Source organism: Martinezella calliandrae (assembly GCF_030272695.1).
Classification (GTDB): Bacteria; Pseudomonadota; Alphaproteobacteria; order Rhizobiales; family Rhizobiaceae; genus Rhizobium; species Rhizobium calliandrae.
In genome coordinates this window covers 84,114-99,047 of sequence record NZ_JARFYN010000011.1, presented here as the reverse complement: position 1 = coordinate 99,047, position 14,934 = coordinate 84,114, and the positions used below count along the sequence as shown (strand labels likewise).

Here is a 14,934-nt window from a genome sequence, read left to right as displayed (position 1 = left end):
TGCGCATGCGCTCGCGGCGCGGAAGGGCCGTGGATAGGTATCAGCGGAGTCATAGGATTTCACGTTCGCGCCGCCATCGGGATGGGCTTTGGCCAAAAGCCTTCCTGAAGAGCTTGCACAAATGTCCCTGGTCAGAAAACCCGACACTCAGCGAAATCTCGCTCAGCGAAGCCGAACTGGTCAGCATGAGACGGCAAGCTTCCTCAAGCCTTCGCCTGATCAGGAAAGCATGCGGCGGTTCTCCGAAAGCTTGCTTGAAGGCGCGTGAGAAGTGCGCCGTGCTGCGTTGCGCGACAGCACTCAGGTCACTCGCATGGATGGTCTGGTCCAGATTGCTGTCAATGAACGATCGGATGCGGACCATCTGCCATCCCGCAAGTCCACCCGTCGCGGAGCTCTTGGCGCCCGATCGGCGCTCCATCTCCGATTGCAGGATGAATTGTGCGGTGGTCAGCGACGACTTGGTCGCCTCCCGATCATGCTCGATCTCGCTTTTTGCTGCCTCGAGAAGCAGCATGAGGCTGTTCGCCACAAAACCAAATTCGAGATCGGTTGGAGACGAAACATCTGAAGCCTCGTTGTAGGGTCTTTCCATATCGCACCTCGACGAATACCGGAATCCGGATGTCGGGGAGGATGCTCTGAAAGACCCGGTCTGGCTTGTTAAGAGGTGTTCTGAAGTGTTAATCGCTCAGTCCCGGCGTTGTTGAGTACGCAAAGATTTAAGCCGAGAACGCGGGCAGAACGGCCACTCCACCGGCCTCAAGCCGAATGATCTTCGAGTATCCTGAGGTCGGTGACCGAGTAGGACAGAGAACAGCGAAATCCCGATTCGATCGCGACCGGCGCGAGAACATGCAACTCCTCGCCTCGCGCCTCTGGAAGATTCAATTCACCGTCACCGATCCATGCCTCGGCAACGGTTGGGTTGTCGGTGATCAACATCGTCAGCTCGTTGACGGCTGGCCTGTCCCGATAACCGGCTGCCAGGCGCGGGAAGTATCGCAGCAAGACGGTAGGGCGACCGAAAAGCGACAATCTGTCTTCGGCGGGCTTCCGCAGGGTGATGCGGGCCTCTGCCAGGCGCTGCCCGTGCGCCGAAAGGCTGGCCCCAAACCTAGCGCCGGGCATCAACGGTGCAGCCGCGGGGCTCGCGGCCGCATAGGTCCGTGTTTGGAAAATGCTGCCCATCTTCCTCGGAAACCCCTGGGTCCAGCCTCGCGCCAGGGCGGCGTCGTTGTCGACAAAGACATAGGGACACCATCTCACCGGCATATCCCGATACATGGCGTCGAGCAGCACGAAAGCCTCGCGATACTGATAGCGGGCGGGGTCGAGATATTCGTCATCCTGCGCCGTGAACTGCCATTCCAGGAACATCATCACCGCGCGGCCGTTCGACTTCGAATCGGGAGAGAGCCCGGGCGGCAGGGTTGCGGCTACGGCGCCCGGATCGGCCCAGAATTCCACCCCCATCGCATCGCCGGAATAGTGCCAGGGCGGCGGCGGAGTTAAGGCCGCCTGACCGAATGGCGACTTCGGAAGGGTAAAGCCCTTGAGCATTTTCGTCTCCATTAAACTTCAAACTGCTTTGCGAGCTGACCGGGACCGGCCGCGCTTGGATTTGATTGGCCCGCGTCGGGTTGGTCGTTTTTGGCAGATCAGAGGAACTGACCATGACGCGACATTGCATGTAATTGCCGCGACTATTTCTCAACTCCAAGCAACGAACGCTGCTAGACGGTCAAGTCCGACAAGATCGCGCAATCCGCGATTGAATACGAAAACGAACACCGAACGCCACGCCCAACCTTGATTGGCGCAAGAATGTCGAGCTCTTCGCCAAGCGTCTCGGGAAAAGCGAGAGCGCCTTCGCCGATCCAGATATTTGTGAACACCATATTTTCCGAAATAGGGCGAACGAGCTCATCGACAGCGGACGTTTGGCGCCCGCCCGCCGAAAACCGCGGAAAGTAGCGTCGCGTCACGATCGGGCGATCCAAAAGGCCGGCAAGATCATCCGATCTTTCCCGCAAGGTGATATGTGCCTGCGCCAACAACTGCCCATGGGCGGAAACGCACGCAGCAAACCTGCTGTTGTTGGCGAGCGGCGGGGAGGCGGCAAACGTACGGGTCTGGTGGACGGAACCGAGTTTCTCCGGATAGCCGCAGACCCAGCCGCGTATCAGTGCCGCATCATTGTCGACATAGGCATAGGGGCACCAGGCAACGGGTGCCCCTTGCCATATAGCATCCAGGAGAACGAGGAAGCCGCGGCTCTGGTAGCGGCCCGGATCGAGATGTTCCTCGTTCCGGGCTGTGAACTGGTAGTCCATGAAGATCGCCACGGAATGGCCTTTGGTCTTCGCATCCGGCTCGATTCCCTCAGGAAGAACATCGGTCGACAGATCCGGGTCACTCCAGTATTCCACGGCCAGAACGTCACCGGCAAAATGCCACGGCGGCGGCGGCGTCAGGGCAGCGGCCCCCAAAGGCGACCGCGGGACTACAAAACCTTTCAACATTTCAAGGTCCTCGCGGCAGGCAGCCATCTAGGCCGATATCGCGCGAAAGGTTAGAGTGAAAAGCGTCCGCCTGCTTGTACGGATATGCTACAGTTTACCTCGTGCGAGCTTGGGCCGGAAATTGCATAACTGGCTAAATTTTTTCGTATTCTTCCCTGAGCTGCTTCTTGTCGAACTTGCCGACGCTTGTCTTCGGAAGTGATTCAACGAACAGGATCTTGTCCGGGATCCCGTATTTCGAAATCACTCCGGCATCGGCGAAGGCTTTGAGATGCGCCTTCAATTGCGCGTCGGTAACATCGGCGCCGGTCCGGCGGTCCCTGACAACGAGCGCCAGCGGCCGTTCGCCCCATTGGTCGTCCTTGACGCCGATGACGGCGGCTTCCGATACGCTCTGGCATTGCGACAGCAGGTCTTCGATCTGCAACGACGACACCCATTCACCGCCGGTCTTGATGACATCCTTGATGCGATCGACGATGCGCAGGTAGCCGTCCGGCTCGACGACGCCGATGTCGTCGGTATGCATGTAGCCGCCAGCCCACAACCGCTCGGACGCTTCGGCGTTGTCGACATAGCCTTGCGTCAGCCACGGCGCTCGTACGACGATCTCGCCTCTACTCTTGCCGTCAGCGGGTACCTCGCTCAGATTCGCGTCGACCAAGCGGAGATCCACCAGCGGCGCCGCGAGACCGGCTTTGGTTCGGATACTTGTCTGTTTTTCGGAGTCGCCTGTCAGGTCCGTGGATCTCACCTGCGCCAGACAGAGTAGCGGAGCGCTCTCCGACATCCCATAGCCGGCAAAGACGTCGACGCCCAGTGCAAGCGCCTGCCTAGCGAGCGCCGTCGGCAGTTCCGAGCCCCCGATCACCATTTTCAATCCGGAGAGATCGGTGTTGGCCGCCGTCGCCGCACCAAGCAGCCTTTGCAGGAGCGTGGGGACGCAATGGGTGAAGGTTACGCCTTCGGTTTTGATCAGCTTGAGGAGAAAAGCGGGATCATAACGACCCGGATACACCTGCTTGACGCCGGCGAGCGTCGCCGTCCATGGAAGCCCCCAGGCATGCGCATGAAACATCGGGGTGATCGGCATGTAGACATCGTCGCGGCAGAACCGACCTTGCTTCGCGGCAGCGCCGAGAAAAGCCATCTCGGCCAGCGAATGTAGAACCAATTGTCGATGACTGAAGGAGACGCCCTTCGGCGGACCCGATGTCCCGGTCGTGTAGAACGTGGTGGCAATCGTGTTCTCGTCGAAGTCCGGGAAATCATGGCCGGTTGACGCGCCGGCGAGCAGATCCTCGTATTCGCCGGCGAGTGTCAGCCCGCCGGTCTGGGGCGGCACCCGGTCCGACATCAGGATCAACAGTTTTACCCTGGGCAACTGCTTAGTGATGCCTTCCAGCATTGGCACGAAATCATCGTTGACGAGCAGCACCGACGCGCCGCCGTGATTGATCGTATAGGCGATCTGTTCTGGCGACAGACGCACGTTGACCGTCTGCAGGACGGCACCCATCATCGGAACGGCAAAGTAAGCCTCCAGGAAGCGGTTGCTGTCCCAGTCGAGCACGCCGACGGTATCGCCGGCGCCCACTCCGAGGCTGGCGAGGCCGGACGCCAGCCGCCCGACGCGCTCGCGCAGCCGACGATAGGTGAGACGCCGGATGTCGCGATAGACGATCTCCTGATCGGGCGCCTGCATCAGGGTCGTATGCCACAGCTGCTTTATCAGCAGCGGATATTGGTAGGCGGAACTGGCGACGTGCATGGATTTTCCGGTCATCACGACATCCTTGGAGAAATGTTCAACCGATTTCGGCTAAGCCCTTGCTTCGGCCTTGGCACGCAATTCGATGAGCCCGAGCAGGACCTCGTCGCGCTCCGCGGCCAGGTCGTTGATCGAGCGCGAGCCCACCTCTGCATGAACGCCGTCGATCAGCTTCTGCTGCAACTCCGGCGTCAATTCCGGTGTGCCGAGAACCTTCCACCAGGCGGTCATCGGCCCGGTGAACTGATGCAGGAAATGCTCCATACCGCCCTGGCCACCACCGAGATGATTGAGCAGGACCTGACCCATGATGCCCCAGCGCAATCCGGGGCCCCAGCAGACCGCTGTGTCGACGTCGGCAACGCTGACCACGCCCTCGCCGACCAGGTGATACACCTCGCGAGCGAGCGCCGCTTGCAGCCGGTTGGCGACATGTCCGGGCACTTCCTTGTGAAGGCGCACGGTCTTTTTGCCCAGAGAGGCATAAAATTCGGCAGTGCGCTGGATCGTCGCCTCGGACGTCTTCGCCCCGCCGACGATTTCGACGAGCGGAACCAGATGCGGCGGATTGAAAGGATGGGCGATGACGCAGCGCTCGGGATGGAACGGGCAAGCGGACTGGATCTCGCTCATAGTCAGACCGGACGAGCTCGACGCGATGATCGTCTCGAAGGGTAGCAATTCATCGAGTTGAGCGTAGAGCTTCTTCTTGAAGTCGATGCGCTCGGGTCCATTTTCCTGCACCAGATCGGCGCCCTTCACGGCCTTGGCCAAATCCGCCGTGAAGATCAGCCGCATCGGCGACGCCCCGGGCGCCAGGCCCAACCTTTCGAGCGCGGGCCAAACCGCGTGAACAAAATCCCTCAACGAGGCTTCGGCACCGGGAGCTATGTCCGTCGCCACGACATCGAGGCCCTTGGCCAGGAAAAGCGCCGCCCAGCTCGCGCCGATGACGCCCGTACCGATGATTGTGATCTGAGTGATCGGCTTGTTGCCAGCCATGGTTATTTCTCCTTTGAAGGGATTTCGACGTATGCGACGCCCGACAGATTGCCTTGGGCGAAGAGAAATGGACGCATTTCGGAGCCGTCGAGCTTTGCGGTATAGACGGAGCCGCCGAGGTCGGTCACAAACATCCGATTGCCGGGCACGTCCAGCGCGATGCCGATGCCTTCCATCAGGTCGCCGGCGATGATCTCGGGTTCGTGTCCCGGCGCATCGACCGAGGCACGGTTGACGGTATTGCCGAGCGGAGGGTTGCCGCGATCGGTCCAATAAAGGACCCGGCTTTCCAGATCGAGTTCGAGGTCGATCGGTTCTGGCAGCCCGTCCAACCATGTTTCGATGTCGGTTCGGCTGGCGGCGTTCTCGCCTTTGGGTACGTCAATGCCAGCTCGAAAGATGCGGCCTAGGCTGGCATTATCGGGCCCCTTCTGCGTCCAGTAGATCTGCCCGCGCTTGGGATCGACGGTAATCCCGACGCACCACTTCGTCGCGTCGCGGCTGTCATCTTCGCCTTCGCCAGTCTTGACCAGCGTCTCGATATTCGTGCCGTCGAGATTTGCGCGCATCACCCGCATGCCCTCGCGGTCGCACCAATAAAGCTTGCCGCTGCGCTTCTCCAGATGAATCTGCTTTGGCGTGTGCGTGATGCCCTGAGGAACAATGAACTTGCGATTGCCGCCGTCGAGGTCGGCCCGCTCGATGGTGCCGTCGTTGAGGTTGGGCACGCCCATATTGGTCCAGTAGATATGGCCGGCTTCGACATCGACCACGACGCCATCAGGAAGATGGCAGCCGTTGGCAATCACCTTCTTATCGGAGCCGTCCGGTTTCATCGAATGGATACGCCCTCCGCTCAGTTCGAGCACGAACAGCCGCCCGACCGCGCCCTTTTGGCCGGATACTGGTTTAGACTTCGTCGCGACATCGTCAGTCATAGCTTTTTCCTTTCTGAGATCAGGTCTCAATGTGTCTCTGCTCCAGCGACATCGCCGATGTCACCCGGCGGCGGCCTGCTACTTGGCCGCTGCGATTCTTCTGGTTTTGGTGAAATCAGCCGGGCGCTTTTCCAGGAAGGCGGTCAGTGCTTCCTTCGCCTCGTCCGAACGGACCTGGACGCTGAATGCCTCATTCTCGGCCTTCATTGCCGTCCTGATGTGCTCGACAAACGGCTGCTTCAGAAGCCGCTTGGAGGCTTGCAGCGCCCCAGCCGGCTTGGCTGCCAGATGCCTTGCCGTCTCAGTTGCCACCGCGAGCAGGGTTTCATGGGGTACGACTTCGGTGACCAATCCCAATTCGTGAGCCCGTCCGGCGTCGAACGACGATCCCAGCAGGATCAAGTCAGAGGCGCGAAGGTGCCCGATCGCCTGCGGCAGAAGGCATGACGACCCAAACTCAGGCACCACGCCGATATTGACGAAGGGCATCTGGAACCTGGTTTTTTCTGCCGCGTAGACAAAGTCGCAATGCAACAGCATTGTGGTTCCACCTCCGATCGCGACTCCGTGAACCGCTGCGATCAAGGGCTTTTCGAAATCCACCAGCGCATTCATGAGGCGGGCCTGCGGAGATTCTCCCGCGCCAGGAGGATTCTGTAGAAAGTCCTTCACATCATTGCCCGCGGCAAAGGCTTCGCCGGCGCCGTGCCAGAGCACGACGCGGACGCTCTCATCCTCGGCCGCCTGATTAAAGATGTCCGCGAGCTTCACATACATGCTCGACGTCATCGCATTCATCTTTTCCGGGCGGTTCAGTTCAACACGAAGCACGCCTTCGGAATGTTCGACAACTATATCGTCCATCGTCTTCATCTCTCCGTTCCCCAGCAATGGGGGTAAGATTAAGGGGCTCTAGTGGCTCCCTCTATGCGGCGTGTCCTCGGGCATTCGGAATGGTGCCGCTGGCGTGCAACCCTTCAATCTCCTTCGGCCCGAAGCCGAGTTGATGGAGGATTTCCTCGCTGTGCTCGCCAAGCTCCGGAGCGCGTCGCGCCGGTACCTTGGCAACACCGTGAATGTTGAGGGGACTGCTAACCGTGAAATCGAGATGGCCGCCGGCGCCTTCGAGCGGCACGACGATATCGTTCGCCTTGAGCTGCGGATCCTTGGCCACCTCTGCGGGGGAATGCACGACGCCGAAGGTAAGATGACCCTTCTCGAAAAGATCGTGCCAATGGGCCATTGGCCGTGCGGCGAATGTTTCGTCCAGGATAGCCGTCAACTGGACGGAATTCGCCGCCTGCTTGGCCGGATCGGCAAATCGGGCGTCGGATATTAGGTCCGGGCGGCCAATCCCGTTGGCGAACGCCGGCCATTTGTCGGGCGTCAGCACTATCAAGAACCAGACATCGTCCTGGGCACGATAGACGTTGAGGGTGGCGTTGGGCGGATTGGCGCGATCGTGCAGCGGATAGAAAGTCGCGTCCGCGAGCGCCGCCTGGTTATAGACCGCGCAGGCCCAGACACCGGAGGCAAGCAGGGATGTCGTGACATACGAACCTTTTCCGGTCTTTTCCCGTCGATAGAGCGCGGTAACGATCGCGGAATAGAGGCTGACTGCCGTTGAATGATCGCCGCTGCCGGCAACCGGCAGCGTCGGCGGGGCGCCGGCATCGCGCGTCATCGACAAGAGCCCGCTTCTTGCCCAATAGGCGGTGATATCAAACCCCGGAATCTGCGCGTCGGGTCCATTGTCGCCATAGCCGGTGACGTCGGCATAGATCAGGCGCGGATTCCACGGGGAGACATCCTCATAGCCGAGCTTTAGTTTTTCGCGCGCGGGGTGCGGCGTATTCACGATCACCACGTCTGCCCACTCGACCAGCCGCCGCAGGACCTGGCTCGCCTCGGGCGATTTCAGATCGAGCGCCAATCCGCGCTTGTTGCGATTGTTGAGATGCCATGGATAATTGTCCTTGGCGCGAGGCTGCGGCGGGACCTTGTATCCGATACGCCAAGTGTCGCCGGTGGGCGGCTCAACCTTGATGACATCGGCGCCGAAGTCGGACAGGATCACCGCTGCACCTGGACCGGCGATGAAGCTCGCCAGGTCAACCACCTTTAGTCCGGAGAAAATGTTGTCGCTTGCCATGGGGGCATCCTTTCTGAATTGCCGTATGCGTCGGGTTTTTCACCGTCCGCGGAACTGCGGCAGGCGCTTTTCGAGGAAGGCGGTCGTGCCCTCCTTCTTGTCCTCGGTTGCGGCGCAGAGCCCGAAATAGGAGGCCTCGAGCAGCAGCCCTTCGTTTTGGCTTGTCTCCATCCCCATATTGGCCGCCTCGAGCGCGAGCTTGACGGCAATGGGGGCGTTTGATGCAATGTTCTGTAGGATTGCCTCGGCGCGGGTGATCAGCTCGGCAGGCGGAACGATCTCGTTGACCAGCCCGATCCGATACGCTTCCTGTGCAGTGATCATCTCGCCAGAGAGGATAAGATGAAGCGCCCTCCCCTTGCCGACCAGCCGCGGCAGACGTTGCGTGCCGCCACCGCCGGGGACCAATCCGAGCTTGACTTCCGGCTGGCCGAACCTGGCGGACTCCACGGCGATCCTGATGGTGCACGCCATCGCGGTCTCGCAGCCGCCACCCAGCGCAAAGCCATTCACGGCGGCGATGACCGGCTTGCCAAGGCTCTCGATAGTATCCAGGACTCCCTGGCCAAAGCGGCTGGACTGCTCAGCCTCGAAGGCCGTGACCTGCGCGAGTTCGCTTATGTCGGCACCGGCGATGAAAGCCTTGTCGCCGGCACCTGTCAGAATGACGCCGCGTATGGCGGCATCGTCGCGGGCGTCCTCGAAGGCCTTTCGCAAGTCCGACCATGTCGGCGTATTCAGGGCGTTGAGGACTTTCGGCCGGTTGACAGTGACATAGGCAGTGCTGCCTTTCTTCTCATAGAGGACGTTTGCGAGCGTCAGGCCCGCGTTTTCCGAAGCCATGATGATAAAACTCCTGTTCAGGGAAGGGGGCGAGCCACGGTGGGAGGCGGACCGGTGGCTCGCCATTGCTCACACGAATGCACCAAGCCCGGTGATGGCTTTACCGACGATCAGATTCTGCATCTGATAGGTGCCCTCGTATGAGTAGAGCGCTTCGGCGTCCGAGAAGAAGCGCGCGACATTGTAGTCGGTGACGATGCCGTTGCCACCGAGCAGCTCTCGGCCCCACGAAACCGTTTCGCGCGACTTTGCCGTGCAGAACGCCTTCGCCAACGAGGCGTGATGATCGGCGAGCTTGCCCTCGTCGTCCATCTGCGCCAGGCGGACCATCAGGCATTGGCAGGCGGTGACGTTCGCGAGCATTTTGGCAAGGATATCCTGCACCATCTGGAACGAAGCGATCGGCTTGCCGAACTGCAGGCGTTCCTGCGTGTACTTCAATGTTGCCTCGAAAGCACCCATCTGGATACCGGTCGAGGCCCAGCCGACCATGTAGCGCGTCATCCTGAGCACGCGCGCGGTATCGCGGAACGAATTGCCGCCCTGCAGTCGGTTCTCTTCCGATATCCGCACGTCTTTCAACGTGATCACGCCATTCTGGACGACCTTGAGCGCGATCTTGTGCTCGATCTTCTCGACACTGAATCCGGGCGTCGTCTTGTTCTCGACGATGAAGCCCTTCACCTGGTTGTCGGCGATGTCACGCGCCCAGATGATCGAAACGTCACACCACGTCGCATTGCCGATCCAACGCTTCTCACCATTGAGTACCCAGGTGTCGCCCTCGCGCTTGGCGGTCGTGGTCAGCCCGCCGCTCGTTCCCGAACCGACCAGCGGTTCAGTGAGGCCGAAGCAGCCGATCTTTTCCCAACGCGCCATTGGCGGCAGCCACTTCTGCTTCTGCTCTTCCGATCCGTCGAGATAGATAGACCCCATTGCCAGGCCGCTATGCACACCAAAGAAGGTGCAGAACGAGGCGTCGACGCGGGCTAGCTCCATTGCGACAAAGCCGAAGAGCTTCTGGCTGCCGCCGGCGCATTCGTAGCCCTCATACCCCAAGCCGCCCAAGCCCAGTTCCTTGAACGAAGGCAGCAGTTCGAAAGGAAACGCGTCCTCCGACCAGTACTTGTTGATAATCGGCTGGACCTTGGTTTCCATATAGGTCCGCACTTTTTTGACGATCGCCATTTCGTTGGCAGTCAGGACGTCGGCCAGTTGGTAGAAGTCGCTGTTCGGCGCGGGTAAGGGCTTCGCTTGCCTGTTTTCCATGGTTGCGAGTGCCATTCTCGTTCTCCTGCTCGATATTTCTCGATTTCTCGAAATGAGTACGAGGATGACTATGGCTCCCGTCTGCACTTTCTTCTTGGCGAACTCTGCGGCAGGGAGGACGTCCGTGCCTTATTCATTTTCGCCTTCGAGCATCCGTTCACTCAGCGGGGAAATGAACGTGAGGGCCATCGGGGTGCATTCGTTGACGACTTCAAAGACTTGACCTCCATAAGGCTGCCGTGCGGCTGCCGACGATATTGCAGTGACCGCTTATGGAGGTGACGATTTTAGGTACACCGTCGATTGCCTGCCAACTCCTAACCAAGCGGGTGATCGCGCAAGGTGAAAGGTATCCGAAACTTTCCCCTTCCCTCGGCCTGACGACAAAACCCGCGCGGCGGAGCAGCGCGGGTGATGACCAAGAAGTTTTAACCGTTACGTCACATTCGATCAGCGGCATGATCGTGGTGCGAGGTTGTCACTCACTCGTGCCAAACGGATCATGGCGCGATTGTTTGTTTTGCCGTGACCGCAACGTTCGGGGATTGTGGCGCTTCCGAAATCAGCCGCGAGCTGCGCTGGCCAGTCAGGTACGACCATAGCCATTGCGATTGAACTCTCCAGCGGTTCTGCATCTGCGGCAGCGCCATCAGGTGGATGAAAACCCATACAAGCCAGGTGAGGAAGCCACTCATTCTCAGATGACCAGCCTCCAGGATGGCGTAGTTCCTGCCGACGACCGCCATGTTGCCCTTGTCTCGGTACCGGAATGGGCGCTTTGGTTCGCGCCCCCTGATCTGATCGGCGATTAGGCGTCCAACATAACGCCCCTGCTGGATGGCCGCCTGCGCGACGCCGGGCACGGGTCGCCCGTCCTGCTGTATGGACGCGGTGTCGCCAGTGACGAATACATATGGCCAGCCGTGCAGATTGAGGAAAGGCTCGACCAATGCCCTGCCCGCCCGGTCGGTCTTGACATCGAGCAGCTTGATGATCGGCGATGCCGCTACGCCTGCTGTCCACAAAACGGTCGCGCTTTCAATCCTTTTTCCGCCTGCGATGACGCCGTGTGCATCGACGTTCTCGACCTTGACGCCGGTCATCACCGTCACGCCGATCCTCGCAAGGTGGCGGGCGGCCCTTTCTGACAAGGATGGAGCAAAGCTCGGAAGTACCCGATCGCCGCCCTCGAGCAGGGTAATCGTGCTCATTGCCGGATCGATCTGCCTGAAATTTCTGCGCAGCGTGACACGCACCATGTCTGCAAGCGACGCCGCGAGCTCGACGCCTGTGGGTCCGGCGCCAACGAGCACAAAGTTCATGTAGCGAGCGCGCTCGTTTTCATCATCGGTCGCCTCGGCCATTTCAAAGGCGCTCAGGATCTTCGTGCGGATCGTCTCGGCGTCCGCGAGATTCTTGAGCCCAGGTGCATAAGCCGCGAATTCGTCATGACCAAAATAGCTCGGGCGCATGCCTGTGGCAACCACGAGGAAATCGAACCGCACCTCGCGAACGCCAATCCCGGGACTGACGACTTCAACCGTGCGACGGTTTAGGTCGACGCCGACGACCTCGCCCAGCGCCACATTCAGATTGGCTTGCTTCGCCTCAACCTGCCGGATCGGCGCGGCGATCTCAGACGGCGCCAGCACTGCGGTCGCCACCTGGTAAAGAAGCGGCTGGAAAATGTGATGATTGCGCCGATCGATAAGCAGAACCTCCGCATCGCACTTCCGGAGCGCCCGCGCGGCTGCAACTCCGGCAAAACCGGCACCTATGATCACGATGCGCGGCCTTTCGTCCGGGCCACGATTCTCGAAGAGATGGGTCTTGGTCAACATCACGCTCACGACCTCATGTTGAATTGGAGGTCGCGCAATTATCTAATCTGTCGACCCAGCAATCCGTGTAGCTCTCGAGGGAACCTTTCGCTTGTAAGCGTTTGCTGTAACACGAAGCGGACTGCCGCATTCAGAACCGTCCATTGAAAATCGCCCCTGCCATTCTGGAAAACTCGATGCGGGAAGAGGACATGCGGGCGCGGTTGGTATTGCATATGATGGATGATGACGGCGAGACGATCGCGACCGAGACCGTTGCGGATTTGGCGAAGGTGACGAAAGGTGCCGAGGATCTCGGACTGTCATTGTCGGAGGCGAAGACCCTGCTAGCCAAATTGCAGCAGGCGATCGTGGAGACGCAGGTGGAATTGTGGCTCAGGGAAAACCGCGATCTGGATGGTTGCCGTCTGCGCATCAAGGGAAGCTATCCCGTCACCCCATAAGCTGTTCGGCGACGTCCGGCTGAAGAGCCCGCGCTATTGCTTGCCACGGACGGCCGGAGGGAACGGCCCAGCAACGATCTCACCCTTGCGGAAACTGATCTCTAACCACACCGCACCTGAACGCCTTTACCTGGAGACCCGGTGGGCCTCGCTCGTGCCCTATGCCGCCGCGGCCGAACTACTGGCTGACGTGCTGCCGATTGATTGCGGCGCCAACGCCACCACAGTCCGGCAGCATGCGCTGCGCACCGCGTGCCGTATCGAGCGGGAATTGACGGAAGAGCGGGTGTCCTTCATGCAGGATGCCTGCCCGCGCGATTGGATGAACCTGCCCATTCCGGATGGCCGCATCGTCATCGGCCTGGATGGCGGATACATCCGCGACCGCAACGACCGGAAGAAGAATTTCGAGCTGATTGTCGGCCGCTCGCTGCCTGAAGAGGGTGATCCCCGCTACTTCGGTTTCGTCCACGGCCACGACCCTAAGCCGCAGCGGCGCATCCTCGATCATCTCAAAAAGCAGGGCGTTCAGGCTAATCAGGATATCACTTTCATCACCGATGGCGGCGAAGAAGTTCGCTCCCTCGCCGAGATGATCGCGCCGGCGAGCGAGCATGTCCTCGACTGGTTCCATATCACCATGCGCATCACGGTCCTTCGCCAGTTCGCGCAGGGGCTCGAAAACCACGACGAGCAGGCTGGGCAGGATATGCTTCAGGGCCTACGCAGGATCAAATGGCATCTCTGGCATGGCAACGGCTATCGTGCCCGTGATGAAATTGCCGATCTGCAATGCGACGCGGAAGGTCTCGAAACGGACTATCCAAACATGCGCAAGTTCCTGAGCGCCATCGGCGAGTTCCAGGCCTACATCGCCTCCAACAGCGCGAGCCTGATCAATTACGGCGAGCGCTATCGCTCTGGAGAGCGCATCTCCCCGGCCTTTGTTGAGGCGACCGTCAACGCCGTCATCTCCAAGCGCTTTGCCAAGAAGCAACAGATGTAATGGAGCAGGACTGGTGCGCATCTTCTGCTGCAAACCCGAACGCAGACCCTCGACGGTTCCCTGCGCTCGACCTTCCGGCAGTGGTATCCAGGCCTGGCCAACGACAATCAAGAGATCGACGAAACAGCCCACGCCGCATGATCGCCCCACAAATCCTCATGCTCCCGCGTGAATGGGGCGGTTTGCGGGAGGGGGCGATATACTACCCTAACGGCGGCCATCGATATTCTCCGGTCAGCGTTATATGCTCCCCCACAGCTTTTTCCCGCTCCCCTTCACGGGTGCGCCAAACCGACGGAGCGATGTAAAGGCTCCGCTGATAATGAGCATTCTTCAGCCCATACAATGCGCTATGTTTCAGCCAGGACAGGCTCGATAGTCCCGGCCGCTCAGAATTCCACTTCCAGCTCGACGATTTCGTCCGGTTCGGCGATCGCGCCGGCTGTCCATTCGATCATGAGCGGCCAGGACAAGACGGTGTCGGAGTAAGCTGCCAGTTGCGGTTCGAGTTCCACGGCATAGGTGCGGAAACGCGCGCAGACCGGCGCGTACATGGCGTCGGCAACGGTCGGAGCACCACCGAAGAGCCAGGGGCCGCCGCTGGCATCCAGGCATTCGGTCCAGATCGTCTTCACGCGCTCGACATCCGGCCGCGCGCCCGAGAAGATCTTGAAGCTCTCGTGCTTTGACTTCAAGTTCATCGGCAGTGCCGAACGCAGATTGTGGAAGCCCGAATGCATCTCGCCGGAGACGGATCGGCAGCGGGCGCGTATTGCCTGCGCGGCGGGCCAGAGGCCGGCCTTTGGAGCGATTTCGTGCAGATATTCAGCAATCGCCAGCGTATCCCACACGGTGACATCGTCGTGTGTGAGTCTTGGGACGAGCACCGAGGGCGAAAGCAGCAGAAGCTCCTGGCGGGCATTGTCATCCAGTTCGACGAGCACTTCGGTGAAATCCAGCCCTGCCATCCGGCACAGGAGCCAGCCGCGCAGCGACCACGAGGAATAGTTCTTCGAGGAAATCGTCAGTGTCGCTTGCGTCATTCTACCCACATCCTTCGAACAATATTGCTTTCGCAGACAATCTTCTCGCATCGCAAGAAATATTGCACTAGCATTTTTGCATCGCGAAATTCTTTTGCGAT

12 protein-coding genes and 1 pseudogene are annotated in these 14,934 nt (G+C 60.0%); 1 reads left to right on the top strand and 12 read right to left on the bottom strand.

Features of this window, described 5'->3' with window-relative positions:
• Positions 1-49 precede the first annotated feature (49 nt).
• The 11 genes from PY650_RS11160 to PY650_RS11110 form a co-directional block, all read right to left on the bottom strand.
• Positions 50-595 (bottom strand): helix-turn-helix domain-containing protein, encoded by a 546-nt coding sequence (locus PY650_RS11160; protein WP_285879276.1) that lies wholly within the window; start codon positions 593-595, stop codon positions 50-52.
• A 167-nt stretch (positions 596-762) separates the two neighbouring features.
• A complete protein-coding gene (locus tag PY650_RS11155) occupies positions 763-1,563 on the bottom strand; it encodes an acetoacetate decarboxylase family protein (protein ID WP_285879275.1) in 801 nt (266 codons plus the stop codon).
• 173 nt (positions 1,564-1,736) lie between these two features.
• Entirely contained in the window at positions 1,737-2,525 is a 789-nt protein-coding gene (locus tag PY650_RS11150; RefSeq protein ID WP_285879273.1) for an acetoacetate decarboxylase family protein, read from the bottom strand.
• A gap of 133 nt (positions 2,526-2,658) precedes the next feature.
• A complete protein-coding gene (locus PY650_RS11145; RefSeq protein WP_285879272.1) occupies positions 2,659-4,311 on the bottom strand; it encodes a fatty acid--CoA ligase in 1,653 nt (550 codons plus the stop codon).
• 36 nt (positions 4,312-4,347) lie between these two features.
• Positions 4,348-5,298 carry a 3-hydroxyacyl-CoA dehydrogenase NAD-binding domain-containing protein gene (locus PY650_RS11140; RefSeq protein ID WP_285879270.1) on the bottom strand — a complete coding sequence of 317 codons (951 nt, stop codon included), beginning with the start codon at positions 5,296-5,298 and terminating at the stop codon, positions 4,348-4,350.
• Positions 5,299-5,300: 2 nt separating this feature from the next.
• Positions 5,301-6,236, bottom strand: coding sequence for an SMP-30/gluconolactonase/LRE family protein (locus tag PY650_RS11135; protein WP_285879268.1), 936 nt, complete (start codon positions 6,234-6,236; stop codon positions 5,301-5,303).
• Between the two features lie 78 nt (positions 6,237-6,314).
• Positions 6,315-7,109, bottom strand: a complete 795-nt coding sequence (locus PY650_RS11130; RefSeq protein WP_285879265.1) for an enoyl-CoA hydratase — start codon at positions 7,107-7,109, stop codon at positions 6,315-6,317.
• 52 nt (positions 7,110-7,161) lie between these two features.
• On the bottom strand, positions 7,162-8,388 hold the full coding sequence (locus PY650_RS11125; RefSeq protein ID WP_285879263.1) for a CaiB/BaiF CoA transferase family protein: 1,227 nt from the start codon (positions 8,386-8,388) through the stop codon (positions 7,162-7,164).
• A 39-nt stretch (positions 8,389-8,427) separates the two neighbouring features.
• A complete protein-coding gene (locus tag PY650_RS11120; RefSeq protein ID WP_037115670.1) occupies positions 8,428-9,231 on the bottom strand; it encodes an enoyl-CoA hydratase-related protein in 804 nt (267 codons plus the stop codon).
• Between the two features lie 69 nt (positions 9,232-9,300).
• Positions 9,301-10,515, bottom strand: coding sequence for an acyl-CoA dehydrogenase family protein (locus tag PY650_RS11115; RefSeq protein ID WP_285879260.1), 1,215 nt, complete (start codon positions 10,513-10,515; stop codon positions 9,301-9,303).
• A gap of 485 nt (positions 10,516-11,000) precedes the next feature.
• Positions 11,001-12,341 (bottom strand): NAD(P)/FAD-dependent oxidoreductase, encoded by a 1,341-nt coding sequence (locus PY650_RS11110; RefSeq protein WP_285879259.1) that lies wholly within the window; start codon positions 12,339-12,341, stop codon positions 11,001-11,003.
• Between the two features lie 191 nt (positions 12,342-12,532).
• Between PY650_RS11110 and PY650_RS11105 the strand changes: the two are divergent.
• Positions 12,533-13,931 (top strand): annotated as a pseudogene (locus PY650_RS11105) (ISKra4 family transposase).
• Positions 13,932-14,179: 248 nt separating this feature from the next.
• Here PY650_RS11105 and PY650_RS11100 read toward each other — a convergent pair.
• The gene (locus PY650_RS11100; RefSeq protein WP_285879258.1) at positions 14,180-14,833 is read right to left on the bottom strand and encodes a glutathione S-transferase; all 654 of its coding nucleotides are present in this window, start codon (positions 14,831-14,833) and stop codon (positions 14,180-14,182) included.
• Positions 14,834-14,934: the final 101 nt, after the last annotated feature.

What these genes read in the sequence shown, in the direction of transcription:
- PY650_RS11160 (WP_285879276.1), bottom strand. Translation starts at nt 595, where the DNA reads ATGGAAAGACCCTACAACGAGGCTTCAGATGTTTCGTCTCCAACCGAT.
- PY650_RS11130 (WP_285879265.1), bottom strand. Translation starts at nt 7,109, where the DNA reads ATGAAGACGATGGACGATATAGTTGTCGAACATTCCGAAGGCGTGCTT.
- PY650_RS11110 (WP_285879259.1), bottom strand. Translation starts at nt 12,341, where the DNA reads ATGTTGACCAAGACCCATCTCTTCGAGAATCGTGGCCCGGACGAAAGG.
- PY650_RS11150 (WP_285879273.1), bottom strand. Translation starts at nt 2,525, where the DNA reads ATGTTGAAAGGTTTTGTAGTCCCGCGGTCGCCTTTGGGGGCCGCTGCC.
- PY650_RS11135 (WP_285879268.1), bottom strand. Translation starts at nt 6,236, where the DNA reads ATGACTGACGATGTCGCGACGAAGTCTAAACCAGTATCCGGCCAAAAG.
- PY650_RS11155 (WP_285879275.1), bottom strand. Translation starts at nt 1,563, where the DNA reads ATGCTCAAGGGCTTTACCCTTCCGAAGTCGCCATTCGGTCAGGCGGCC.
- PY650_RS11115 (WP_285879260.1), bottom strand. Translation starts at nt 10,515, where the DNA reads ATGGCACTCGCAACCATGGAAAACAGGCAAGCGAAGCCCTTACCCGCG.
- PY650_RS11145 (WP_285879272.1), bottom strand. Translation starts at nt 4,311, where the DNA reads ATGACCGGAAAATCCATGCACGTCGCCAGTTCCGCCTACCAATATCCG.
- PY650_RS11120 (WP_037115670.1), bottom strand. Translation starts at nt 9,231, where the DNA reads ATGGCTTCGGAAAACGCGGGCCTGACGCTCGCAAACGTCCTCTATGAG.
- PY650_RS11125 (WP_285879263.1), bottom strand. Translation starts at nt 8,388, where the DNA reads ATGGCAAGCGACAACATTTTCTCCGGACTAAAGGTGGTTGACCTGGCG.
- PY650_RS11140 (WP_285879270.1), bottom strand. Translation starts at nt 5,298, where the DNA reads ATGGCTGGCAACAAGCCGATCACTCAGATCACAATCATCGGTACGGGC.
- PY650_RS11100 (WP_285879258.1), bottom strand. Translation starts at nt 14,833, where the DNA reads ATGACGCAAGCGACACTGACGATTTCCTCGAAGAACTATTCCTCGTGG.